Here is a 22,682-nt window from a genome sequence, read left to right on the forward strand (position 1 = left end):
CGGTTATGAATCAAAAAGGATTTACGCTTTTGGAAAGCCTAACTGTATTGATGATCGGTTCCATTATGCTCTCTCTTCTCTTTGCCGCACTGCCTCCCGCTTATGAAAAAAGAGTTGTTCAGCACTTTGTCTCACAGCTTGAAGAGGATCTGCTTTACGCACAGCAGACAGCTCTCGTCCGCCATGCGACGGTTAAGGTGCAGTTTGATTTTGCCGGCTGCCGCTATATTATTAAGCATACGGACGAAGGCTCATCGCCTAAGCTGGTCAGGACATACAGTTGCCATATTGTGTTCAAAAAAGCGACGCTCAAGCGAACTCTTACTTTTAACCCAAGCGGAGTTCCGAATCAAGGGGGGAAAATCGTGATCGATACACAGCACACCTCTTTTGCACTGACGATCTATTTAGGAAGCGGAAAGATTAATGTGCAAAAAAAATAGAGGCTTTACAACAGTTGAAGCTGTTTCCGCATTCGGCATTTGGGTCATGATCACCATGTTATTGATTCCTATGGTTCATCAGCTGTCTTTGCAGCGCGGGGCATCTGAAAAAGAAGAAGAGGCATATCGCATATTGGATGAAAAGATCAGCCGCTACACACTGACCGGACGGTTTCAGCCTAAAGAAACTGTGCTTTACCGAAACACATCTTACTTTATTGAATGGAAGGAGCAGGGAGATGATTATGAAGTATGCATCTCCATTAAAAAAAGAGACAGTCAACGGCGTTGCTTCACCATTTTGCGGTCAAAAGGGATTTACCCTTCTTAATGTACTGGTTTCCTTAATGGTGTATATGTTCATTGCAGGAACGATGGCCTCGATATTTCATCTGTTTTTATCCCCGGAAAGAAACGGTGCGGATATTCACCCGCGCGAATGGACGATTACTGCCGAGCAAATATTGAAGGAATGCAGGAACTCGGTTGATCTAAGAGCGGGCGACGATCATCAGTCATTGGAAATGACAAATCGCCAAGGTGCCGCTGTTCGCTATGAGAAATATCAGACAGTTATTCGAAAAAGAGTCAATGGAAAAGGTCATGTGCCGCTTTTGCAACATGTCAAACACATGAGGTTTGTGATTGAAGATCATCTGCTGATCCTTGAAGCGACAAGTTTAAGCGGCAAGTCATACCGTAAGTCCATTCCGCTCTATCATATGTAAAAGGTGATCACGTGAAAAATTCAAAAGGATTCATTTATCCGGCTGCTGTTTTCACAGCTGTGATTTGCATGCTCTGCGCGGGTCATTCAGCCGTTTTATTAACGAATCAACGAATGTTTGCACAGCAAACAAAAGAATTTCATATTCAGCAAAACCTACTCCAAAATGGAATGCTCCATGCCTTGTCTCATATTCACGAAGAGACAAAAGAGAAAATTCAAAAACAGCATGGCTTGATATCGTATACTGTCAATCCGGCTCATCAGCGGCTCAAGCGAGTGAAGATAGAGGTAACGACAGCTTCCGGCACAGAAACGAGCGCTGAATTTCAATATGATTTGAGCACTAAGAAAATCACACAGTGGAAAGAATATTAAAAATTGTGTGTCGGAATCATGAAGAATGTATAAAAAAAGATTCGTATGACAACACTTCAACTGACAGAACTCCCCAAGAGGTGATGTGATGAAAACGAACGATTATGTTAAATATATGACGGAACAGCTCGTAAAATATATGGACACGCCTAAGCAGGAAAGAAAAGAAATGAAAGAAAAACGTAAAGAATCAAAGCCGCCGTCCAAGATATATCAATGGTTCGGCATTCTTCCTCTTGGCTGTATCATGTTTTTTAAAAGGCATAAATAAAGACAAGCCGCTTTCTACTGCAAAGCGGCTTATTTATATTCTTCTACAACGACGACTTTGTTGATTTTGTGTGTCGCAGGTTCAAATGAAATTGTAACAAACACTCCGAAATTTTTATTTCCTTCACTCAATGTGACATGGTATTGTTTGACCGCTTCATCCGCCCGCTTTCGATCCCATACTTTTTTCGTGAGACGCACTTCTGCTTCCGGATACCTCTTTTTTGCTTCCTCAACCGCTTTTTCTTCCCACTTAGACATGCGGGCTGTTTCGTAAGCTGCCGCATGGGCATTGAGCGGCCCAATGCTTGCAAGCAGTAAAAAAGAGCATAACATAGCATTTTTCAGCACGGGGCATCATCCTTTCTATCCTATTTTTTCCTTGTCAACAGTGTTTATACAAAAATGAAGAAGAAATTATGTACTTTATAAAGAACTTCAAACTTTTCAAAAAGATGAGAATTTGAGAGATTTTTTGAGGAATTAAACGAAAACGTTCTATAAAACGAACTTAATCGACTATTTTGATAGTTTTCAAATGGCACATTTGTTCTTTATACTCTAACTATTAAGTTCTTTAAAACGAACGAGCGAAAAAAGCCATTACATACTCGCTAGGAGGGTAGTCATGATCCGATTATCTCGAACTAGGAGATCCCGAAAAAGAGCCGGAAAAAACATCATCGTTTTTCAAACGCTGCTGATCATTTATCTTTTAATTGGATTGGGGAGTCAGCTGTCACAGCATACAAACGCATCATTTCACGATGTGGAAACATACAGCATGACAATGAAAGCGGCCTCTTCATTTCCTCAAGATGGGAAACAGTGGGACGGGAGCAATTTGAAGCTTCAAAAACAGACAAAGACGAAAGGAACGGTCTGTGCACCGCTGACATTGTTTGCAGAATATAAAAACCGCGGCAGCCAAATCGCCGACTCTGAATGGAAGTGGGAGCTGCATAAACTCGGTAATGCCAAAAAACCGTTAGAGGACGGGACTGTGATCGATAAAGGCGCGTTCAAAAAAGAAGCCGAAAAGAGCATCTACCGGATAGAGTCAAAGCGGGCGGCAAAAGGAGGGCTCTACGTTTTTAAATTGATTAAGCCTGAAGGCCATCCCGATGTGAAAAAGGGCAAACCTTTTATTTGGTCAAATGTGATGAAGCTTCAAGACTGCAAAGAAGAAACACCGAAGCCGCCTAAAAAAGCTTCAGGAAAGCCAAAGCAAACAGAACAGACAGAAACACGGGAAAAGTCTGAACAGGACATAGAGAAAACACCAAAGAGCAGTGAATCCGTAGATAAAGAAAACAGAAAAGAAGAAAATTCATTAGAAAGCGGGGAAGCGTCATGAAACATGTGATCAAATGGGTCAGCAATATCTTATATGTGATTATTTTCACACTCATCATCGCCGCGGTCATCGTCGTAATTTCGACAAAGTCGTCCGGCGGAGAGCCGCAGCTTTTCGGCTATCAATTGAAAACGGTTTTATCAGGTTCGATGGAGCCGGAGTTTAAAACAGGTTCTGTGATAGCCGTTCAAAAGATTGAAAATCCCGGGTCTTTGAAAAAGGGAGATGTCATTACATTCATGCAAGACGAAAACACCATGGTTACCCACCGAATTATCGGTATAACAAAAAATAAATCAAACCTCATGTTTAAAACAAAGGGTGACAATAACCAAAACCCTGATTCCGATCCGGTGCTGGCGGAAAATGTTGTCGCTAAGTATTCGGGCATTACGGTTCCGTATGCCGGGTATTTGCTGGATTTTGCAAGTAAACCGATCGGCACAGCCATATTGCTGATCGTGCCGGGACTCTTGTTGATTCTTTATGCAGTGATTACTGTATCCGCGGCTTTAAGAGAGATTGACCAAAAAACTAAGGCAATTGAAGCCGCCGGGAAAGATCAATCAGTTTCCATGTAATCTTCGTTGGTCACCTGAACATTCAGGTCTCCATATATACAGATTTTCTTATTATAAAAGGAGGAGTTATCAATGGGTACAAAGAAAAAACTCGGATTAGGCGTTGCGTCTGCTGCGCTTGGACTGGCATTAGTAGGAGGAGGAACTTGGGCTGCGTTTAACGACATCGAAACAACTCAAGCAACTTATGCAGCAGGTACGCTTGACCTGAATGCGAAAGATACATCTGCAAGAGTGAACTTGTCCAACTTAAAACCTGGCGACAAATTCACTAAAGATTTCGAATTCAAAAATGACGGATCACTTGCGATTAAAGAAGTGCTGATGCAGGTTGGCTACAGCAATTTCGTTGACGGAAACGCGAAAAACGGCGGAAAAAGCACAGCGGAAGACTTCCTGAAACAATTTAAAGTCAGCGTTCTGACTGTCGGAGTTGAAGGCGGAAACGGCTATCCTAAAAACCTCATTTTAGATGAAGCCAACCTTTATGATCTGTACAATATGTCCGCGAAAAAAGATAAGGCCGCGTACGAAAAAGTGAAGAAAGCAATCGAGCCGGAGTTCCTGCATGACAATGGCAAAATCAATGTAGCGACAATCAACGGAAAAACGGCGCCTGAATACGACGGCATTCCGAAAGATCCATATGACTTTGACAAAGTTCAATTGGTGATTGAGTTCGTCAATGACAAAACAACAGACGCCAGCGGCAGAATGGTACAGAACAAATATCAAGGAGATTCTGTGCAGCTTGACTTCTCATTCGAAGGTACTCAATGGAACGGCTTGACAATCGACGGCAAAAAACATGCCGATGAAAAAGGTTATGTAAAAGAGAACGAAAGAGCGCACAGTGAAGATAAATAATGGTGCAATTTAAAAAACGGATCTGTATGATCCGTTTTTTTATGTTCATGAGGAATCGGCTTATTCAGCGTAAAAAATGCCAAAGGGAGTAAGATATGTTTCCCTTACTCCTTTTCCTGTCTTTTCTTCCACTTTTGATAATCTAAAAATTCTCGAAATTGTTTTTTAGAAACCCCTGATGCCATAGCGTCACGAACTAGATTTTCCCATTCACTATCTAATTGACCATCGTATTCGGTTTCATCTTTCTCATTGAGCAGGGTATGAACCGAGACGTCCAGAACAGCGGAGACTTTTTCTAGAAATTGAATGGAGGGGTTTGTTTGCAAGTTTCTTTCTATTGAACTTAAATAAGACTTCGCTACCCCAGCCTTTTCAGCTAGTTCAGATAGTGAGTAGCCTTTTTCTTTTCGATATTGTTTAATACGCTGGCCAATCAATGTCATCACCTTCCTTTCGATATTATAGCACATTCAGAAAGGATTTATTGAATGACTTCTTTCAATTGATGCGGAAGGTTTTGAAGACTTCTTACCCAAATTGAGAAAAATACGTATATCCTCTGGACTAATGCCTTGTTCAAGAGCGTGTTTAATCAGTTCTGTCCACTCCTCATCCAATTCTTCTTTCTCATTTTTATCTTTATTCATACATTTCCCCCCCAAAATACTTCATTATGTATTTCAGACAACCTGTTGTGATAAACAAAGATAAACCCCGAGACTCAACACTTTACCAAGCTTGTCCAAATGGTGTTACGAAAGTTCCTCCTATCTCTTTAGTTCTATTATAAGTCCAGCTCACTGAATAAAAACAAGAATGTTGTCGAATCGGAAAAATTATCCTGAATTTTTTTTGTGCAAATAAAATAATCCCCCGTTTTGAACTTTAATATCGATTTTAGGCTCGTAAAGCGTTTGGAGAGCCTTTTTCTCAATTTCGTATTCCTCCGGTTTTTCTTCAGTATCCTCGTAAAATTGGTTTAAAAGTGACAGGTCGTTATTCCAGCGTTTCAGGGAAGCTTCAGCCCAATCAAGCGGCTCGCTTCTGGCCGCCTGTTCGATATAGCGCTCAAGCCGTTTAATGCCGCTTTCCGGCTTAATCAACGGCGACATCGTGTAGCAGTAGTCAGAGATCTGTGAAGAGAGATCTCGGGCCTCCATTTGTTCTTGAAACGATTCGACCAGCTGACCGCTGATTAAATGAAGGCCGAGAGACAAAAGCTTATCTTTTTTCATGTCGGATTGGTACGAGATCGTCACATTCATGCCGAGCCACGGTTCCAGGGAAATATGGGCTCCATCGGAACGGATTTTCTCATAAAGGCGAATAAATTTGCCGTTTTTTTGCACGGCCTGGAAAATTTGAAAAAGTCTTGGTGATCCAAAATGAATAAACTCACCTTCGATATCGGAAGGGGCCTCGTCTTCATTCGTGATCAGCGTGATTTTCATCGGATTAGGTTCTCCGCCCGTCTTTTCGAGCCAGTGCCAGTAAAACGGCCTGTTCATAATCTGTTTATCGACTTCAACCGTCAGCTGCACAGTCATGTGGCCTGAACTTTTGTCGGTGATCGTGCAGCCGTTTGCGATGAAAAAGCGTTCTAAAAACAGGTATATTTCTTCCTGACGCATTTGATTTTAGCCTCCGATCTGTTCTTGGTTTGAAACGGCTTCATTTCCGTATGAAATGAAAGAGGTTAAGTTTTCCATTTTAATCTTCATTTCCTCGTCTGTCGCGGAGTAAAAGAGAATGTCATGAAGGTGGTCTTCAAAATTGCCGACCTCGATTTTTGTTAAAATATCATCCAAGTCTCCGACGACTTTTTCGAACAAATGGATCTTTTCATAGAGAAGTTTTAAAATATGCTCTTCTACGGTATGCTTTGTTGCCATGTTGTAAATGTAAACATCGCGTTCCTGGCCGAGCCGGTGAATCCGGCCGATCCTTTGTTCGAGACGCATCGGGTTCCACGGAAGGTCATAGTTGATGATTTTATTGCAAAATTGAAGGTTGATCCCTTCACCGCCTGCTTCAGTCGCGATCAGAACTTGAACTTTGCCCCTGAACAAATCTTTCATCCAGTCTTTCTTTCCTCTTTTAAATCCGCCTCTGAACGGTACAGAACTGATGCCGTTCTGCTGGAGGAACCATTGCAGATAAATCTGCGTCGCCCTGTATTCAGTAAAGATGATGACTTTGTCATCGAGTTCTTGAATGAGCTCAACAACTTTCAGCGCTTTTGAATTTTGCGCGACCTCGTTGACCTTTTCGATCAAATGGTGGATGACAGGTTCGGAGATCACCGGCGCTTCGCGATCCTTTCGGTCAAGCATGTTTTTCAGCGTCATATAGACAGCTTCTCTGCTTGAACAGCATTCGCGCTCCAATGTCATGATTGAGAACATGCTTGATGAATGCTGATGACTTGTCTTCAGCTTTTTAATCTCGTCATACAAAGCCTGTTCTGTAGGAGAAAAGGAAATGGGCACGGTTTCGACATGGCGCTTCGTCCAGGTGATGCCGGTATCATGCCGTCTGTTTCTGATCATGACTTTATTGATAAGGGACTTTAAGCGTTCATGCGCTTCAGCTGAATTGATCTGTTTTGTATAATCTTTGTTGAAGTTGCTTTCATTTCCCAAGTGTCCGGGTTTTAGCAGGGAAACGAGATTAAATATTTCGTCGATTTTGTTTTGGATGGGCGTCGCCGTCAGCATCAGGCAATATTTTTTCTTTAAGCTGCGGACAAACTCGTAATTTTTTGTTTTATTGTTTTTCAGTTTGTGAGCTTCATCAATAATCACCACATCATACTGGATCGACAAAACCGTCTCCCTGTGCGGCGACCGCTTTGCCGTGTCAAGGGAGGAGACGACAACATCGCACTGCTCCCAGACATAGCTTTTTTTCTGTTCCACGGCCGGAATTAAAAACTTTTCCCGCAGTTCCTTCACCCATTGCGAGACGAGCGAGGCGGGGACGAGGATTAAGATTTTCTTGGCCAGCCCGCGAATCATGTATTCTTTTAATATCAGCCCAGCCTCGACCGTTTTGCCGAGGCCCACTTCATCCGCCAAGATGGCTTTTCCGTTCATCTGCTCGACTACCTTCCGGGCGACTTCGAGCTGATGGGGAAGCGGGGTGAAGCCTGGGAGGTGATAAGGGGCCTGCAAGCCTTCAAACGTCGGAATCGCAAGCCTTTTCTGCACTTCACAGGAAAGCTTGTAAAGCTCCCAATTCGCCCATGGTCCGTCTTCATCAAGGTGCTTTTTGAACTGTTCCGGCCACTCGTTGTCGAAATGAATGTCTGGTCTCATCACTAATGCCGCCTTTCTCTTCTGAGATTCAAATGTTCTTTTTTAAAAGAAAATATTGCGTGAAAAAAACGGATTTTACTAACAAATAAACAAAACACGAACATTCTTATTTTAAAATAATAAATTGTTAATGATTTTTCCTGTTGCCCAATTGTTGTGATGATGGTAGGATATTTGTAGATCATCAGTAAAAAAATCATAAGCTTTATATAGTATGTCCATGAAAAGAAATGAATATGAGCGAATGACAGCAAGGGGAGAGACCGATAGCGGGAAACCTTAAAGCGGCGCCGAAGGAGCAAGCTGGGGAAACAGTGAATCTCTCAGGCAAAAGAACTCTTGCTTGACGCAACTCTGGAGAGAGTTTGTATCATATGATGTTTTAACAAACCACCAAAGGGGACATCTTTGCTTTTGATGCAAAGTAAACTTTCAGGTGCCAGGACAGAGAGCCTCAGAACTGACAAAGGGGCTTCTCTGTCCTTTTTTGTGCCGTCCAAAGCGGCGGAACCATCCAGGTGATGTTGGAATCTTTCTTGTTTTCTGATGATTGGCAAACTTGTTTTTAGTTTGAAAAGCGAAGGGGGAAGCAGAATGCTTAAACGAACGCCTTTATTTGACCTTTATAAGGAATATGGCGGAAAAACGATTGATTTTGGCGGCTGGGAACTGCCTGTTCAATTTTCTTCAATTAAAGAGGAGCATGAAGCCGTCAGGACGAAAGCGGGGCTTTTTGACGTCTCACACATGGGGGAGGTCGAAATCACAGGAACAGACAGCCTTCCGTTTTTGCAAAAACTGTTGACAAACGATGTTTCGACACTGAAAGAAGGCGGTGCCCAGTATACGGCCATGTGCTATGAAGACGGCGGAACGATCGACGATCTCCTCGTCTATAAAAAAGCGGCCAATGTCTACATGCTCGTCATTAACGCAGCCAATATCGACAAAGACGTCGATTGGATGAACAAGCACCAAGAAGGAGACGTTTCGGTTCGAAACGTGTCTGGCGAGGTTGCGCTGCTTGCCCTTCAAGGACCGAAGGCCGAATCGATTTTAAAACAGGTCGCAGATAGCGATCTTGCCGGGTTAAAGCCATTTACGTTCAGGGATGATGCGGCGATTGGCAGCGTGCAGGCGCTTGTGTCCAGAACGGGATACACGGGAGAGGACGGCTTTGAGATTTACTGCCGGAGTGAAGATGCAGCCTACATTTGGAAGCTGCTTCTTGAAACGGGCAAGGATTCGGGATTAGTGCCGTGCGGCCTCGGGGCCAGAGATACGCTGAGGTTTGAAGCGAAGCTGCCGCTGTACGGACAAGAGCTCTCAAAAGATATTACACCGATCGAAGCCGGCATCGGATTCGCCGTCAAAACAAACAAAGCCTCGGACTTCTTCGGAAAAGCCGTCCTGGCAAGCCAAAAGGAACATGGAGCGGACAGAAAGCTCGTCGGCCTTGAAATGATCGATAAAGGCATTCCAAGGCACGGCTACGCCGTCTATTATCAAGGCGAACAAGCAGGCGAGGTGACAACCGGCACACAGTCGCCGACCTTAAAGAAAAACGTCGGCCTCGCATTGCTGAAAAAAGAAGCCTGCGCCCTCGACACCGTCGTTGAAGTGGAAATCAGAAATAAGCGCTTGAAAGCCAAAATCGTGAAAACCCCATTTTACAAACGGCAGCCGTAAGTTTGCCAAGGCCGTGAAAGGAGACTGAAGATGAAGCACCGTTACCTGCCAGCTACAGATCAGGATAAAAAAGAAATGCTTGAGGCAATTGGAGTCGAGAAGATCGAAGAGCTATTCTCCGATATACCCGAAAGCGTCAAATTTAAAGGGGAATACCAAATTAAAAAGGCAAAGTCCGAGACTGAGCTCACAAAAGAGCTGACGAAACTCGCGGCTAAAAATAAAGATACAGTGATGCACGCCTCTTTTTTGGGAGCGGGCGTATACGATCATTACCAGCCCGTCATCGTGGACCACGTGATTTCGCGGTCGGAATTTTACACGGCTTATACACCGTATCAGCCTGAAATTTCTCAAGGGGAGCTCCAGGCGATCTTTGAATTTCAAACGATGATTTGCGAGCTGACGGGCATGGATATCAGCAACTCGTCGATGTATGACGGGGGAACGGCATTAGCCGAAGCGGCAATGCTTGCTTCAGGACATACAAAAAAGAAAAAAATCGTCGTTTCGGAAACCGTCCATCCCGAATCGCGCGAGGTTTTAGTAACGTATGCGAAAGGACAGTACATCGACGTGGTAGAAGTCCCTGCCAAAAACGGAACAACAGATCTTGCGGCTCTTGATGAAGCCGTCTGCGAAGATACAGCAGCAGTGATCGTCCAATACCCTAACTTTTTCGGGCGAATTGAGCCGCTGAAAGACATTGAACCGATCGCCCATAAAGGGAAAAGCATGTTCATCGTGTCCGCCAATCCGCTGGCTCTCGGGCTTTTAACACCGCCCGGGGCACTGGGAGCTGACATCGTTGTCGGGGATGCCCAGCCGTTCGGAATACCGGCCGCTTTCGGCGGGCCGCACTGTGGATTCTTTGCCGTCACGAAAAAATTGATGAGAAAAGTGCCTGGCCGTCTCGTCGGTCAGACGGAAGATGAAAACGGGAAAAGGGGATTCGTTCTCACCTTGCAGGCGCGCGAGCAGCATATCAGACGGGATAAAGCAACATCAAATATATGCTCCAACCAGGCGCTCAATGCGCTTGCCGCATCAGTCGCCATGACGGCGCTCGGCAAAAAAGGCGTCAAGGAAATCGCATGGCAGAACCTGCAAAAAGCGGCTTACGCAAAAGACGCAGCTAAACGGGCCGGTCTTGAAGTCGTGTTTGACGGGCCGATGTTCAATGAGTTTGTCGTCAGGCTCAATGAACCTGTCGAAAAAGCGAATGAACGCCTGCTTGAGAAAAATATTATCGGAGGCTACGATCTCGGCGCTTCATATCGGGATTTAAAACAGCACATGCTGATCGCCGTGACAGAGCTCAGAACAAGAGAGGAAATCGATACACTCATGAATGAATTGGGGGATCGCCATGAATAATCAGGATCAATCGCTTATTTTTGAAGTATCAAAAGAAGGGCGGGTCGGCTACAGCCTTCCTGAGCTTGACGTCCCTGAAACAGATGTGACAGACGTCCTTGACGAAGCGTATCTCAGAGATGAACCGGCAGATCTCCCCGAAGTGTCTGAGCTTGATATTATGCGCCATTATACGGCTTTATCAAGGCGCAACCACGGAGTGGATTCGGGCTTTTATCCGCTCGGTTCATGCACGATGAAATACAACCCGAAGATTAACGAAAAAATCGCGAGAATCCCGGGACTTTCTGCGATCCATCCGCTCCAGGATGAACGGACCGTGCAGGGTGCGCTGGAGCTCTTGTACGACTTGAGCGAGCATTTGGAAGAGATCACGGGGATGGATGAGGTCACCCTTCAGCCGGCCGCGGGTGCGCACGGCGAGTGGACCGGGCTGATGATGATCCGCGCGTTCCATGAGGCAAACGGCGATCATAAAAGGACGAAGGTCATTGTACCTGATTCGGCCCACGGTACAAACCCGGCGTCTGCGACTGTTGCCGGATTTGAAACGGTCACCGTCAAATCGAATGACGACGGTCTTGTTGATCTTGAAGATTTAAAGCGTGTCGTAGATGAAGAAACAGCCGCGTTAATGCTGACTAATCCAAATACGCTCGGCCTTTTTGAAGAAAATATTTTAGAAATGGCTGAAATCGTCCATAAAGCCGGAGGAAAGCTGTACTATGACGGAGCGAACCTGAACGCCGTTCTCAGCAAAGCAAGGCCGGGTGACATGGGATTTGACGTCGTCCATTTGAACCTTCACAAAACCTTTACAGGACCGCATGGAGGCGGAGGACCTGGATCAGGCCCTGTCGGCGTCAAGAAGGAATTGATTCCGTATTTGCCGAAGCCGGTGCTGGTGAAAAAAGACGGCCGTTATACCTTTGACCATGACCGTCCGCATTCGATCGGCAGGGTGAAACCTTACTACGGAAACTTCGGCATCAATGTGAGAGCTTATACGTACATTCGTTCAATGGGGCCGGACGGGCTCAAAGAAGTAACGGAAAACGCCGTTTTAAATGCGAATTATATGATGAGAAAGCTTGCTCCATACTACGATCTGCCGTTTGACCGGCACTGTAAGCACGAATTTGTGCTGTCGGGAAGGCGCCAGAAAAAGCTGGGAGTCAGGACGCTTGACATCGCAAAGCGGCTTTTGGACTTCGGCTTCCATCCGCCGACTATCTATTTCCCGCTGAATGTCGAGGAATGCATCATGATTGAACCGACAGAAACAGAGTCTAAAGAAACGCTCGATGCGTTTATCGATACGATGATCCAGATTGCAAAAGAAGCGGAGGAAACGCCTGAAGTCGTTCAGGAAGCACCGCATTCAACCGTTGTGAAACGCATGGATGAAACAAAAGCTGCGCGGAAGCCCGTGCTGCGTTATGAAAAATGATAAGAAGCCGGCGGATCAATTTCGCCGGTTTTTTTTTGTGAAAAAAACATCTTTATGTAAACGGTTTATGTACTGAATGATAAGGATTTCTCTCGTATTAAATAGTAAATTCATCAAATTTAAAATTAAAAATAAAAATTACATTGTAAAACGTGATAGTTTCAATGTTTTTATCAAATATAATGGTTTAATTTGCCTTAAAAGAAGAGGATTATGGAGTATTTAAAAGGATTCACAAGGGTAGAGAGTGACAACGATGAATATGAAGGTTTGATACAAAATGACAGTGAATATGCCGTTTGTCTCATATGTTACATAAATGTTACGGTATATTAGATTGCTTCATACGGGAGGAGAAATATGAATTCAGACGAAAAGCCAATCAAGATAAAAGTAGAAAAAGTGTCTAAAGTTTTTGGGAAAAATACAAAGAAAGCAACGCAGCTGCTTGCCGATGGCAAAACCAAAAAAGAAATTCTGAAAGAAACCGGGGCGACCGTCGGGGTGAACCAAGCGGATTTTAGCGTGTATGAAGGTGAGATATTTGTCATCATGGGTCTATCAGGGAGCGGTAAATCAACCTTGGTGCGGCTTTTAAACCGGCTGATTGAACCGACTGCAGGACATGTGTACATAGATGGTGACATGATAACAAATATGTCCAAAGACCAGCTTCGGGAAATCCGCCGGAAAAAAATCAGCATGGTCTTTCAAAAGTTCGCTCTGTTTCCGCACAAAACGATTCTTGAAAACACAGAGTACGGATTGGAACTGCAAAAAGTCGATAAAAGTAAACGCCGGATAAGAGCTATGGAATCATTAAAGCTTGTCGGTCTTGAAGGATATGAACAGCAATATCCGGATCAGCTGAGCGGCGGGATGCAGCAGCGTGTCGGGCTTGCCCGCGCATTGACGAATGATCCGGACATTCTGCTGATGGACGAAGCGTTCAGCGCGCTTGACCCGCTGATTCGCAAAGATATGCAGGATGAACTCCTCGATTTGCATGAATCAGTAGGCAAAACGATTATTTTCATTACCCATGATCTTGATGAAGCGCTGAGAATCGGCGATCGAATCGCATTGATGAAAGACGGAAACATCGTTCAAATCGGTACGCCGGAAGAGATCTTAATGAACCCGTCAAATGAATATGTTGAAAAATTCGTTGAAGATGTCGACTTGTCTAAAGTGCTGACAGCCGGTCATATTATGAAACGCGCTGAAACCGTACGCGCAGACAAAGGGCCGCGCGTCGCTCTGACGCTGATGAAAAACCTCGGGATTTCCTCAATTTATGCCGTTGACAAACACAATAGGCTTCTTGGTTCTGTTGATGCTGAAACAGCTAAAAAAGCAGCCGAAAAAAGCCAGACGCTGGAGAGCGTCATCTCGAGAGACATTACAACCGTGGAAGAGAATGCGATCCTGACGGATATTTTTGAATTGGTCTCTGATGCCAGCATCCCGATTGCTGTCGTCGATGAAAAACAGCGGATGAAAGGGATCATCGTCAAAGGCGCGTTAATCGGAGCGCTTGCCGGAAATGACCGGTATATTAATGCACATTCAGATCATGAACCAGCTCATGAAACTGTTGTTCAGGAGGTGAGATAATGTTTACTTTATCATCGCTTCCCCGCATTCCTTTAGCCGATTGGATCGATCAGTTTGTTGACTGGCTGACGGTGTCGTTCGGCGGGGTATTTAACGGAATTGCCAGCGGAGTGGAATCGTTTGTTGATGCGATTGTCCAAGGCCTGGGTTTTGTTCCGCCGGTTATTTTGACCGTTATCTTTGCCGCGCTCGTCTGGCTGATCAGCAAAAGAGGCATTGCGCTGTTTACTTTAATCGGATTTTTTATCATTGATTATTTAGGATATTGGGACGCCATGCTCCAGACATTGGCGCTTGTCGTCACATCCGTTCTGATTTCTGTCATTATCGGCATTCCGGTCGGAATCTGGGGCTCCCAAAAGAAAACGGTTCGGAGAATCGTTACGCCCATTCTTGACTTAATGCAGACGATGCCGGCATTCGTTTATTTGCTTCCGGCCATCTTCTTTTTCAATATCGGGGTTGTGCCGGGTGTTGTCGCTTCCGTTATCTTTGCGATGCCTCCGACAATCCGGATGACAATCTTAGGAATTCAGCAGGTGCCGGAAGATCTGATTGAAGCTACAGAAGCATTTGGTTCAACGACAAGCCAGCGGCTCTTTAAAGTGCAGCTGCCGCTTGCGACGAAAACCATTCTGGCCGGTATCAATCAAAGCATCATGCTTGCGTTGTCAATGGTCGTTATTGCATCCATGGTAGGTGCGCCTGGACTTGGAGAAGAAGTTTACCGGGCTGTTACCCAGCTGCAAACGGGTACCGGTGTAGAAACCGGGCTTGCGATTGTTATTATTGCGATCGTACTTGACCGGGTTACACAAAATATAAAATTGAAAAAAAGCAGGGGGAATGCATAATGTGGAAAAAGATAGCGGGAATCGGCACTGCAGCAGTACTGACATTGGGTCTGGCTGCCTGCGGAAGCAGCAATAATAATGAAAACGCGTCTGTAGGCGATCAAGTCAGTTATAAAATTACCGGCATTGATCCTGGAGCGGGCATTATGAATGCAACGGACAAGGCGCTCAAGGACTACGATCTCAGCAAGTGGGCTGTAACATCAGGCTCAAGCTCAGCGATGACAGCCGCATTGAAAAAAGCTTACGATAAAAAAGATCCGATCATTATTACGGGCTGGACACCGCATTGGATGTTTGCAAAATACGATCTCAAATATTTGAAAGATCCAAAAGGTTCTTACGGCGATGCCGAAGAAATCCATACTGTTACGCGCAAAGGATTCAAGGACGATCATCCGGGCGCACACAAGCTGCTCAGCCAATTCAGCTGGACAGAGGATGATATGGGAGAAGTCATGCTTGCCGTTCAGGAAGGCAAAAAAGCGGAAGAAGCTGCAGCAGATTTCGTTAAAAAACATCAAGACCTTGTTAAGAAATGGACAAAAGGCGTCGATAAAGCGGACGGCGAAAAAATTAAGCTCGGCTATGTGGCATGGGACAGTGAAATTGCGAGCACAAATGTCATCGCAAAAGTTCTTGAAGACTTAGGCTACAACGTGACGCTCAGCCAAGTAGAAGCAGGCCCGATGTGGACTGGAATTGCAAATGGAAGCGTCGATGCTTCACTTGCTGCATGGCTGCCGCAAACGCATAAAACATATGCTGAAAAATACAAAGGCAAATACGAAGATATCGGTACAAGCATGACAGGCGTAAAAATTGGCCTTGTCGTTCCGACATACATGAAAGATGTCAATTCAATCGAAGACTTGAAAAAATAACGAACAAAGCCGGCGAACCCATTTCGCCGGCTTATTTTTATTTGAAGGATCATCTGCTCCGCCTGTTTTGATTGTCTGCAGGATATGCTAAAAAAAATCCTAAAACGCAAAGACGCTTTAGGATGTTGGCCGCAACTGGAGACAGCTGCGGTTATTAATTTTTCGTTTTAATTTTTCCGCCCCATTTTTTGAACCCGCCTTTCAGGTTGTAAATCTCCTTACAGCCGTGTTTGCGGAGCGTTTGGGCGGCTCTTCCGCTTCTGACGTTGTTTTGGCAGTACAGGTAAACCGGTTTGTCAGGACGGATTTCGCTTTTTCTTTGCTTAAGCTGTGAAAGCGGAATGTTTCTCGCACCCAAAATGTGGCCGCCTTCATACTCGTTCGGCTCGCGCACATCGATGAGTTGCGCTTTGCGATAGCCGGCCCGGAATTCTTCTTCTGTCAAGGTTTTCATAATGCGCTGCTGATAGATGTATGAAACGACCGCGTAGATGATGAGCGCGGCGCAAATCAAGAGAATGATAATGCTGCTGGTAGACAATCTGATCCGACTCCTTTTTGAATTCATCCCGCCTGATAATCGGGAGATTTTTAACGATATGTTAAGACAAATACTATTATAGTAAAGCCTCAGAAATCTGTCATCTGATTCGCCGAATTTATTTTCAATTTTAAGAGGGAATGGTAGACTTATTTTATACCAAAGAAAAAGAGGGTAGGTTATGGAAAAAGAAATATGGCGTTTTATCGATTCGGGACGACAGGATCCCGCTTTTAATATGGCGCTCGACGAGGCGCTCCTTTATTGGCACAGCGAAAATAAGATTCCGCCGACCATCCGCTTTTACGGCTGGAATCCGCCAACGCTTTCAGTCGGATATTTCCAAAATATTGAAAAGGAAATCAATCTGGATGCCGTCAAAAAACACGGTTTAGGCTTTGTGAGAAGGCCGACCGGCGGAAGAGGCGTGCTCCATGATCAAGAGCTGACCTACAGTGTTATTGTGTCTGAAGAACACCCGGAAATGCCCAAGACGGTGACGGAAGCGTACCGCGTCATCTCAGAAGGTATTCTTGAAGGCTTCAGAGAGCTGGGACTTGATGCGTATTTCGCCATACCAAGAACGGAAAAAGAGAAACAGAGCCTGAAAAACCCGAGATCTTCCGTCTGTTTTGACGCGCCGTCGTGGTATGAGCTCGTTGTCGAAGGCAGAAAGGTCGCAGGAAGCGCCCAGACGAGGCAGAAAGGAGTCATTCTCCAGCACGGTTCGATCCTTCTTGATCTGGATGAGGACAAGCTCTTTGATTTGTTTATTTACAAAAATGATCGCCTCAGAGAGCGCATGCAGAGAAACTTCAAACAAAAAGCGGTCGCCATCAATGAGCTCGCAAAAGAAAAAATCACGATTGAAGAAGCGAGCAAAGCTTTTAAAAAAGGGTTCGAAAAGGGGCTTAACATTCATTTGGAGCCTTATGAACTGACAGAAGAGGAAACGGAATTTGTCGCCGATCTCGCCAGAACGAAGTATGCGGCAGATGAATGGAATTATAGAAGGTAATCGGGTGAAAACGTTATCCCGTTGCTTGTTTTTTACATGCACATAGTGTAAACTTGTTATGATTTGAATAGGTGTGATTTGGAGGGATTTGATGACAACACCGAGTATGGAAGATTACATAGAACAAATTTATATGCTGATTGAAGAAAAAGGATATGCAAGGGTCTCAGATATAGCCGAAGCTCTGGCCGTCCATCCCTCCTCGGTTACAAAAATGGTTCAAAAACTCGATAAAGACGAATATTTGATTTATGAAAAGTATCGCGGCCTCGTGCTGACGCCTAAAGGGAAGAAAATAGGCAAACGTTTAGTATACAGACATGAATTATTGGAGCAGTTTTTACGAATCATTGGTGTTGACGAAGAGAAAATTTATGATGATGTCGAAGGAATCGAGCATCATTTAAGCTGGAACAGCATTGACCGTGTCGGAGATCTTGTGCAGTATTTTGAAGACGACAGCAAAAGAATCGACGATTTGAGAAGCGTCCAAAAAAGAAACGAACAGGAAAATCAATAAAAGCCGCCGGGGAACGGCGGCTTTTCTCTTTCCGTATCAGTTTTTCCAGCTGCCGCTTTGTCTCATGGTCTTTTTTTTCTGTCCGTTTCTTAAAATGGTGTAAAGCCATCTTTTAAGGGAGGGAGATCGCGATGTACATCGACGGGGTTTTTTCAGGCGGCGGTATGAAAGGGATTGCACTTGTGGGGGCATACGAGGCGCTTGAGAAACGGGGCTTCCGATTTAAAAGGCTGGCCGGAACGAGCGCCGGTTCGATTATTGCCTCGTTTATCGCGGCAGGTTATACAAGCGCGGAGATCCGTCAAATGATGGAAGAATTAAATGAAAGCGAGCTCCTTGACCCGAGATTTTCACTCTTGCCTTTGAAAATGCTGCAATGGGCATCGATTTATTGGCGGCTCGGTTTATATAAAGGAGATAAACTGGAAAACTGGATTTCCGAAAAGCTGAAAGCGAAAGGCATTTCAGTTTTCGGGGATCTTGAACAGGGAAAACTGAAGTTGATCGCCTCCGACTTATCGAATGGCAAGATGCTTGTGCTGCCTGACGATTTAAACAGATACGGCTTAAACCCAAGGCGTTTTTCCGTCGCCAGGGCGGTCCGGATGAGCTGCAGCATTCCTTATTTTTTTGAGCCGGTGAAGCTCAAGTCCTCCAGCGGCATCAGCGTTGTCGTAGACGGCGGAGTTCTGAGCAATTTTCCGATGTGGCTGTTTACAACAGAAAAAAAACGGCCGGTATTGGGGATCACGCTGATGCCCAATGAAAAAGAGAGGCCGAAGAAAACGATTAAAAATGCGTTCGAACTTTTCGGGGCGCTGTTTGAGACGATGAAAGAGGCGCATGACGCCAGGCACATTGCCACAAAACATGAGCGCAACATCATTTTTTTACCTGTTGAGGAAGTCCTGTCGACTGAATTCGCGATGTCGGCAGAAAAAAAACTAGCTCTAATCGAGCTAGGAAAAAAACGAACAGAATTATTTTTGAAACAGTGGACGTTTTAAAAGAAAGCCCTGTTTTTCTTTTTGCTTTTTTTGCCTTCAATCACTGTCAGCTGAGTCTGGCTTTTTTTCTTCACCAATACCGGCTTCGATTTATTAATAGACGGTACGCTTCTCAGATGATTAACCTTGCCTTTTATAGAGCGTTTTTTGTGATCTTGAAAACGCTTGTTGGATTGCTTGGCTGCTTTCTTAAAAGCGGCTCCTTCACTGCCCATATCGCGATTGGAAATGCGCCTGATCACGAAATAAATGATGGCGCCGACCGCTGCAAAAACAACCAAGTATTGGAGCAGGCGGCCCGGACTTGTGATGGCGAAATAGACAAACCCAAAAATTCCAAACGCAATAATTAAAGCTGAGACAGGATGTACGCGTTGCTTCATAACTGTCCACCTCCCAAAAAATTAACCAATTCGTTGCATTACATTACGATATTAGAAGGTTCCTTCTGTTCGTCCTCTGCTTTGGTCTCCATATGAAGAAGCTCATTGAAGCTTGCGATGGCGACTTCCACCTGATCGTCAGACGGCTCTTTCGTTGTTAAAAGCTGCAGCCACAAACCCGGATAGCCGAGCACCTTCAATACGGGGATGTCTCTCAGTTTGTTTGTCAGCTGCAGAACTTCAAATGAAATGCCGAGAACGACGGGTATCAGTGCGAGTCTATTCAAAATACGGACCCAGAGAGGGTCAGTAGGAACGAGCAAGTAAACAAACATGCCCACGATGACGGTGAATAAAATAAAGCTGCTTCCGCATCGGTAGTGCAGTCTTGACTGCCGCTGAACGTTTTCAACCGTGACCGGCAGATTTTGCTCGTAACAGTTTATGACCTTGTGTTCTGCTCCGTGATATTGAAAAACTCTTTTAATAAAAGGAGTGCATGATATGGCGTAAATATAGCTTAAGAGAAGGAGCAGCTTAAAAAAGCTTTCGATCATAATCTGCGCGACGTCCGACTGAAAGACCGGACGGGTGAGCTCCGCTAAAAAAACGGGCACGAGCGTAAAAATAAACTTGCTGAACAAAAAAGACAGGACGCCGACTGCGGCGAGGCCAAAAATCATCGTCAGCTTGGACGGCTTCTCTTCTTTCAATTGATCGTCTAAAGAAGGATCGAGGTCATAGCGTTCGCTCGAAAAATTCAAGTGCTTGGTGCCGTTCGCGCTTGCTTCAATAATCGCGATAATCCCTCTGAGAAAAGGAATTTTTTTAAATTTTTCAAGCGCCGGATTGGTTTTCCGAGGCAGCTTAAAAAATTCAAGGCTTCCGTCTTTTCTGCGGATCGCGGTTACATAATGGCGCCTGCCGCCGAACATAACGCCTTCGACGACAGCCTGCCCTCCGTATGCGGGCTGTTTTGTTTGATTTGACATTTGCATCAACCTATCTGTATCAATCTATGAGTACATTAACCATTTCCTTACACCTATTGTACAGGAAAAACGCTGAAACCTCTAGATTGACGGGCTCAAAAATTTAAGAAATTCGAACCTATTACAAAGCCAAATCTAATTAAAGTATACCCTTTTTCATGCTTTTTACACTCGGATCTTAAAAATCCGGGAAAGCTGATGTTGGCAAGGCTGTTTTTGGACATACTGGAAATGGAGGTGATCTGGACTGTATGGGTAATGAAGACAATCAAAAACAGCCGGAAGAGCTTGAGCAAAATAAGCGTGAAACTCCGATGACTTTCATCGGAAGGGTGATCACGACTGGCTTTGTCGGCGGAGTGCTTTGGAGTGCACTCGGTGAGCTTGCGTACCTTTTTAAGTTCTCCGAAGTCAATGCAAACATGATTCTCCAGCCTTTTGTCATCGGCGATTGGAAAAACGGATTTCTCGGGACGTTTATCAGCATCCTGCTGATCGGTGTTATTTCCATCGGAGCTGCCCTGCTTTACTACGGCACTTTGAAGCAGGTCAAAGGCATGTGGGCAGGCATTGTATATGGAGCCGTTTTGTGGGCTGTCGTGTTTTACCTGTTCAATCCGATGTTCCCAGATGTTCAGACTGTGGCTGAATTAAAGAGGGAAACGGTTGTGACGACGCTTTGCATTTACCTGCTTTACGGTTTATTCGTCGGCTATTCCATTTCGTTTGAATACAATGAGCTCAATTCTGAAAAGTTGACGCGGGCCCTTGGAGAAACAAGAGAATAGTGCCTGATCAGGAAGCAATATGATAAAATGTTCACTGTAAGTGGACATTTTTTTGCGTGATGAGAAGGGGGAGGCAGAGTTGCCGCATATTTTAATATTGAACGGACCGAATTTAAACCGGCTTGGAAAACGCGAACCCGATGTATACGGTACAGACACATTAACTGATTTGGAACAAAAACTTTTTCAATTTGCCGAAGGCATTCAGATTGAATTGACTTTTTTTCAATCAAACCACGAAGGGGACCTGATTGATGCTCTTCATGAGGCAGAGGAACAATACGATGGAATCGTCCTGAATCCGGGGGCTTTCTCCCATTACAGCTATGCCATCCGCGATGCGGTGGCAGCAATCAGCATACCGGTGATTGAGGTCCATCTTTCAAACCCTCATGCGAGGGAAGAGTTCCGGCACCGCTCGGTCATCGCTCCGGTTGCAAGAGGCCAGATCACGGGACTCGGCTTTGAAGGTTATAAGCTGGCCATCTGTTATTTTATGAACGCAAATAACAAATAGGGGGACTAGTGGACAATGAAACTAAACAAATTGAGAGAGCTTTTCGGCGGTTTGGGTATTGACGGGATTTTGGTGACGAGCAGCGTTAATCTGCGGTACATCACCGGATTTACCGGATCTTCAGGACTGGCGGTCATCTCCGGCGACCAAGCGGTCTTTATTACAGATTTCCGCTATACAGAACAGGCGAAAGATCAAGTCAAAGGCTTTGACATTGTTCAGCATGCCGGCGGAATCGTTCAAAAGGCCGCCGAAGTGATCAAAAAGATGGGGATAAACAAAATCGGTTTTGAACAGGATAAAATGACATACGGAACGTATGCCGCCTACAAAGAGCAGCTTGGCACAGCTGAACTCGTTCCTGTTTCTCAATCTGTGGAAAAGTTGCGCTTGATTAAGTCTAGTGAAGAGATTAAGATATTAAAGGAAGCTGCAAAGATTGCAGATGATGCATTCAGCCATATTCTGACGGTCATAAAGCCCGGCATCACCGAAATTGAAGTCGCCAATGAGCTCGAGTTTTACATGCGGAGCCAGGGAGCGGATCATTCGTCCTTCGATATGATCGTGGCATCAGGCGTACGCTCAAGTCTGCCGCACGGAGTGGCAAGCGGCAAAGCGATTGAGAAAGGCGACCTTGTGACATTGGACTTCGGGGCTTACTATAAAGGTTACTGCTCGGACATAACGCGTACGGTCGCGGTAGGAGAGCCGGATGATGAGCTGAAACGCATTTATCAAACCGTGTTTGAGGCGCAGGCTATCGGCATGCGGAGCATCAAGCCGGGAATCACCGGGAAACAGGCTGACGCTTATACAAGGAACTACATATCTTCACAAGGCTACGGCGAGTATTTCGGCCATTCAACAGGCCACGGCCTCGGCATGGAAGTTCATGAAAGTCCGGCGCTTTCAGCACGTTCGGACCAGATGCTTGAAAAAGGCATGGTTGTAACGGTTGAACCGGGAATTTACATACCGGGAAAAGGCGGGGTCAGGATAGAAGATGATATTGTCCTGACAGAGGAAGGAAACGAATCCCTTACCCATTCCGCGAAAGAATTAATTATTTTATAATCCGTTTGATTGGAGCAATAGGAGG

Annotated in this window: 28 protein-coding genes and 1 riboswitch; of the genes, 20 read left to right on the forward strand and 8 right to left on the reverse strand. The window is 45.0% G+C overall.

The annotated features are described in order from the left end of the window. Positions 1 to 5 precede the first annotated feature (5 nt). The 5 genes from comGD (at position 6) to M1E03_RS08435 (ending at position 1,819) form a co-directional block, all read left to right on the forward strand. Positions 6 to 443: a competence type IV pilus minor pilin ComGD gene (gene comGD, locus M1E03_RS08415; RefSeq protein ID WP_026579312.1), complete on the forward strand. Its 438-nt coding sequence runs from the start codon at positions 6 to 8 to the stop codon at positions 441 to 443. Beyond that, on the forward strand, positions 427 to 774 hold the full coding sequence (gene comGE / locus M1E03_RS08420; protein ID WP_025811161.1) for a competence type IV pilus minor pilin ComGE: 348 nt from the start codon (positions 427 to 429) through the stop codon (positions 772 to 774). The genes comGD and comGE overlap by 17 nt, the downstream gene beginning before the upstream one ends. Then, entirely contained in the window at positions 683 to 1,171 is a 489-nt protein-coding gene (comGF, locus tag M1E03_RS08425; RefSeq protein ID WP_229078638.1) for a competence type IV pilus minor pilin ComGF, read from the forward strand. The genes comGE and comGF overlap by 92 nt, the downstream gene beginning before the upstream one ends. 11 nt (positions 1,172 to 1,182) lie before the next feature. Continuing rightward, positions 1,183 to 1,548 (forward strand): competence type IV pilus minor pilin ComGG, encoded by a 366-nt coding sequence (gene comGG / locus M1E03_RS08430; RefSeq protein ID WP_026579313.1) that lies wholly within the window; start codon positions 1,183 to 1,185, stop codon positions 1,546 to 1,548. An 88-nt stretch (positions 1,549 to 1,636) separates the two neighbouring features. Next, positions 1,637 to 1,819: a YqzE family protein gene (locus tag M1E03_RS08435; protein ID WP_025811164.1), complete on the forward strand. Its 183-nt coding sequence runs from the start codon at positions 1,637 to 1,639 to the stop codon at positions 1,817 to 1,819. A 29-nt stretch (positions 1,820 to 1,848) separates the two neighbouring features. Here M1E03_RS08435 and M1E03_RS08440 read toward each other — a convergent pair whose 3' ends face one another. Next, positions 1,849 to 2,169, reverse strand: a complete 321-nt coding sequence (locus M1E03_RS08440) for a YqzG/YhdC family protein (protein WP_023855188.1) — start codon at positions 2,167 to 2,169, stop codon at positions 1,849 to 1,851. A 277-nt stretch (positions 2,170 to 2,446) separates the two neighbouring features. Between M1E03_RS08440 and tapA the strand changes: the two genes are divergently transcribed. From tapA to tasA, 3 genes are all read left to right on the forward strand, one after another. Further along, positions 2,447 to 3,175: an amyloid fiber anchoring/assembly protein TapA gene (gene tapA / locus M1E03_RS08445; RefSeq protein ID WP_145645271.1), complete on the forward strand. Its 729-nt coding sequence runs from the start codon at positions 2,447 to 2,449 to the stop codon at positions 3,173 to 3,175. Then, a complete protein-coding gene (gene sipW, locus M1E03_RS08450; RefSeq protein WP_020452168.1) occupies positions 3,172 to 3,756 on the forward strand; it encodes a signal peptidase I SipW in 585 nt (194 codons plus the stop codon). The genes tapA and sipW overlap by 4 nt, the downstream gene beginning before the upstream one ends. A 72-nt stretch (positions 3,757 to 3,828) precedes the next feature. Then, a complete protein-coding gene (gene tasA, locus M1E03_RS08455) occupies positions 3,829 to 4,623 on the forward strand; it encodes a biofilm matrix protein TasA (RefSeq protein ID WP_328056203.1) in 795 nt (264 codons plus the stop codon). Positions 4,624 to 4,727: 104 nt separating this feature from the next. Here the strand turns inward: tasA and sinR are convergent, their stop codons facing one another. From sinR to M1E03_RS08475, 4 genes are all read right to left on the reverse strand, one after another. Then, positions 4,728 to 5,063, reverse strand: a complete 336-nt coding sequence (sinR, locus tag M1E03_RS08460) for a transcriptional regulator SinR (RefSeq protein ID WP_023855185.1) — start codon at positions 5,061 to 5,063, stop codon at positions 4,728 to 4,730. 33 nt (positions 5,064 to 5,096) lie between these two features. After that, complete coding sequence (sinI, locus tag M1E03_RS08465; protein WP_096748221.1) at positions 5,097 to 5,273, reverse strand: anti-repressor SinI; 177 nt, start codon at positions 5,271 to 5,273, stop codon at positions 5,097 to 5,099. Between the two features lie 189 nt (positions 5,274 to 5,462). Continuing rightward, a complete protein-coding gene (locus tag M1E03_RS08470; RefSeq protein ID WP_020452164.1) occupies positions 5,463 to 6,257 on the reverse strand; it encodes a YqhG family protein in 795 nt (264 codons plus the stop codon). A gap of 6 nt (positions 6,258 to 6,263) precedes the next feature. Continuing rightward, the gene (locus tag M1E03_RS08475; RefSeq protein ID WP_020452163.1) at positions 6,264 to 7,943 is read right to left on the reverse strand and encodes a DEAD/DEAH box helicase; all 1,680 of its coding nucleotides are present in this window, start codon (positions 7,941 to 7,943) and stop codon (positions 6,264 to 6,266) included. 244 nt (positions 7,944 to 8,187) lie between these two features. Beyond that, positions 8,188 to 8,292: riboswitch (glycine riboswitch) on the forward strand. Positions 8,293 to 8,537: 245 nt separating this feature from the next. Here M1E03_RS08475 and gcvT point away from each other — a divergent pair. The 6 genes from gcvT (at position 8,538) to M1E03_RS08505 (ending at position 15,814) form a co-directional block, all read left to right on the forward strand. Further along, the gene (gcvT, locus tag M1E03_RS08480; RefSeq protein ID WP_020452162.1) at positions 8,538 to 9,632 is read left to right on the forward strand and encodes a glycine cleavage system aminomethyltransferase GcvT; all 1,095 of its coding nucleotides are present in this window, start codon (positions 8,538 to 8,540) and stop codon (positions 9,630 to 9,632) included. 30 nt (positions 9,633 to 9,662) lie between these two features. After that, entirely contained in the window at positions 9,663 to 11,009 is a 1,347-nt protein-coding gene (gcvPA, locus tag M1E03_RS08485; protein WP_328056200.1) for an aminomethyl-transferring glycine dehydrogenase subunit GcvPA, read from the forward strand. Then, positions 11,002 to 12,459: an aminomethyl-transferring glycine dehydrogenase subunit GcvPB gene (gene gcvPB, locus M1E03_RS08490; RefSeq protein ID WP_020452160.1), complete on the forward strand. Its 1,458-nt coding sequence runs from the start codon at positions 11,002 to 11,004 to the stop codon at positions 12,457 to 12,459. The genes gcvPA and gcvPB overlap by 8 nt, the downstream gene beginning before the upstream one ends. 360 nt (positions 12,460 to 12,819) lie before the next feature. Then, positions 12,820 to 14,076 (forward strand): glycine/proline betaine ABC transporter ATP-binding protein OpuAA, encoded by a 1,257-nt coding sequence (gene opuAA, locus M1E03_RS08495; protein WP_020452159.1) that lies wholly within the window; start codon positions 12,820 to 12,822, stop codon positions 14,074 to 14,076. Next, positions 14,076 to 14,930 (forward strand): glycine/proline betaine ABC transporter permease subunit OpuAB, encoded by an 855-nt coding sequence (opuAB, locus tag M1E03_RS08500; protein WP_023855179.1) that lies wholly within the window; start codon positions 14,076 to 14,078, stop codon positions 14,928 to 14,930. Before opuAA ends, opuAB begins: the two co-directional genes overlap by 1 nt. Then, positions 14,930 to 15,814: a glycine betaine ABC transporter substrate-binding protein gene (locus M1E03_RS08505; protein WP_023855178.1), complete on the forward strand. Its 885-nt coding sequence runs from the start codon at positions 14,930 to 14,932 to the stop codon at positions 15,812 to 15,814. Before opuAB ends, M1E03_RS08505 begins: the two co-directional genes overlap by 1 nt. Positions 15,815 to 15,968: 154 nt before the next feature. On the opposite strand, the gene M1E03_RS08510 is transcribed toward M1E03_RS08505, so the two are convergent. Beyond that, positions 15,969 to 16,355 (reverse strand): rhodanese-like domain-containing protein, encoded by a 387-nt coding sequence (locus M1E03_RS08510; protein ID WP_020452156.1) that lies wholly within the window; start codon positions 16,353 to 16,355, stop codon positions 15,969 to 15,971. Positions 16,356 to 16,536: 181 nt separating this feature from the next. On the opposite strand from M1E03_RS08510, the gene M1E03_RS08515 reads away from it, so the two are divergent. The 3 genes from M1E03_RS08515 (at position 16,537) to M1E03_RS08525 (ending at position 18,900) form a co-directional block, all read left to right on the forward strand. Further along, positions 16,537 to 17,373 carry a lipoate--protein ligase family protein gene (locus M1E03_RS08515; protein WP_023855177.1) on the forward strand — a complete coding sequence of 279 codons (837 nt, stop codon included), beginning with the start codon at positions 16,537 to 16,539 and terminating at the stop codon, positions 17,371 to 17,373. A 91-nt stretch (positions 17,374 to 17,464) separates the two neighbouring features. Continuing rightward, complete coding sequence (gene mntR, locus M1E03_RS08520; protein WP_020452154.1) at positions 17,465 to 17,893, forward strand: transcriptional regulator MntR; 429 nt, start codon at positions 17,465 to 17,467, stop codon at positions 17,891 to 17,893. Between the two features lie 131 nt (positions 17,894 to 18,024). Beyond that, a complete protein-coding gene (locus M1E03_RS08525) occupies positions 18,025 to 18,900 on the forward strand; it encodes a patatin-like phospholipase family protein (RefSeq protein ID WP_020452153.1) in 876 nt (291 codons plus the stop codon). Here the strand turns inward: M1E03_RS08525 and M1E03_RS08530 are convergent. After that, on the reverse strand, positions 18,897 to 19,283 hold the full coding sequence (locus M1E03_RS08530; protein WP_025811167.1) for an SA1362 family protein: 387 nt from the start codon (positions 19,281 to 19,283) through the stop codon (positions 18,897 to 18,899). The genes M1E03_RS08525 and M1E03_RS08530 overlap by 4 nt on opposite strands. Positions 19,284 to 19,321: 38 nt before the next feature. Then, complete coding sequence (locus M1E03_RS08535; RefSeq protein WP_020452151.1) at positions 19,322 to 20,275, reverse strand: DUF1385 domain-containing protein; 954 nt, start codon at positions 20,273 to 20,275, stop codon at positions 19,322 to 19,324. 251 nt (positions 20,276 to 20,526) lie between these two features. Between M1E03_RS08535 and M1E03_RS08540 the strand changes: the two genes are divergently transcribed. The 3 genes from M1E03_RS08540 to M1E03_RS08550 all read left to right on the forward strand — a co-directional run bounded on the left by M1E03_RS08540 (position 20,527) and on the right by M1E03_RS08550 (position 22,657). Continuing rightward, positions 20,527 to 21,063, forward strand: a complete 537-nt coding sequence (locus tag M1E03_RS08540) for a YqhR family membrane protein (RefSeq protein ID WP_020452150.1) — start codon at positions 20,527 to 20,529, stop codon at positions 21,061 to 21,063. 79 nt (positions 21,064 to 21,142) lie between these two features. Continuing rightward, complete coding sequence (aroQ, locus tag M1E03_RS08545) at positions 21,143 to 21,580, forward strand: type II 3-dehydroquinate dehydratase (protein WP_020452149.1); 438 nt, start codon at positions 21,143 to 21,145, stop codon at positions 21,578 to 21,580. A gap of 15 nt (positions 21,581 to 21,595) precedes the next feature. Continuing rightward, positions 21,596 to 22,657: a M24 family metallopeptidase gene (locus M1E03_RS08550; protein ID WP_458110744.1), complete on the forward strand. Its 1,062-nt coding sequence runs from the start codon at positions 21,596 to 21,598 to the stop codon at positions 22,655 to 22,657. The last annotated feature ends 25 nt before the right edge of the window (positions 22,658 to 22,682 follow it).

The organism is Bacillus sp. PK6-013, from assembly GCF_054161445.1.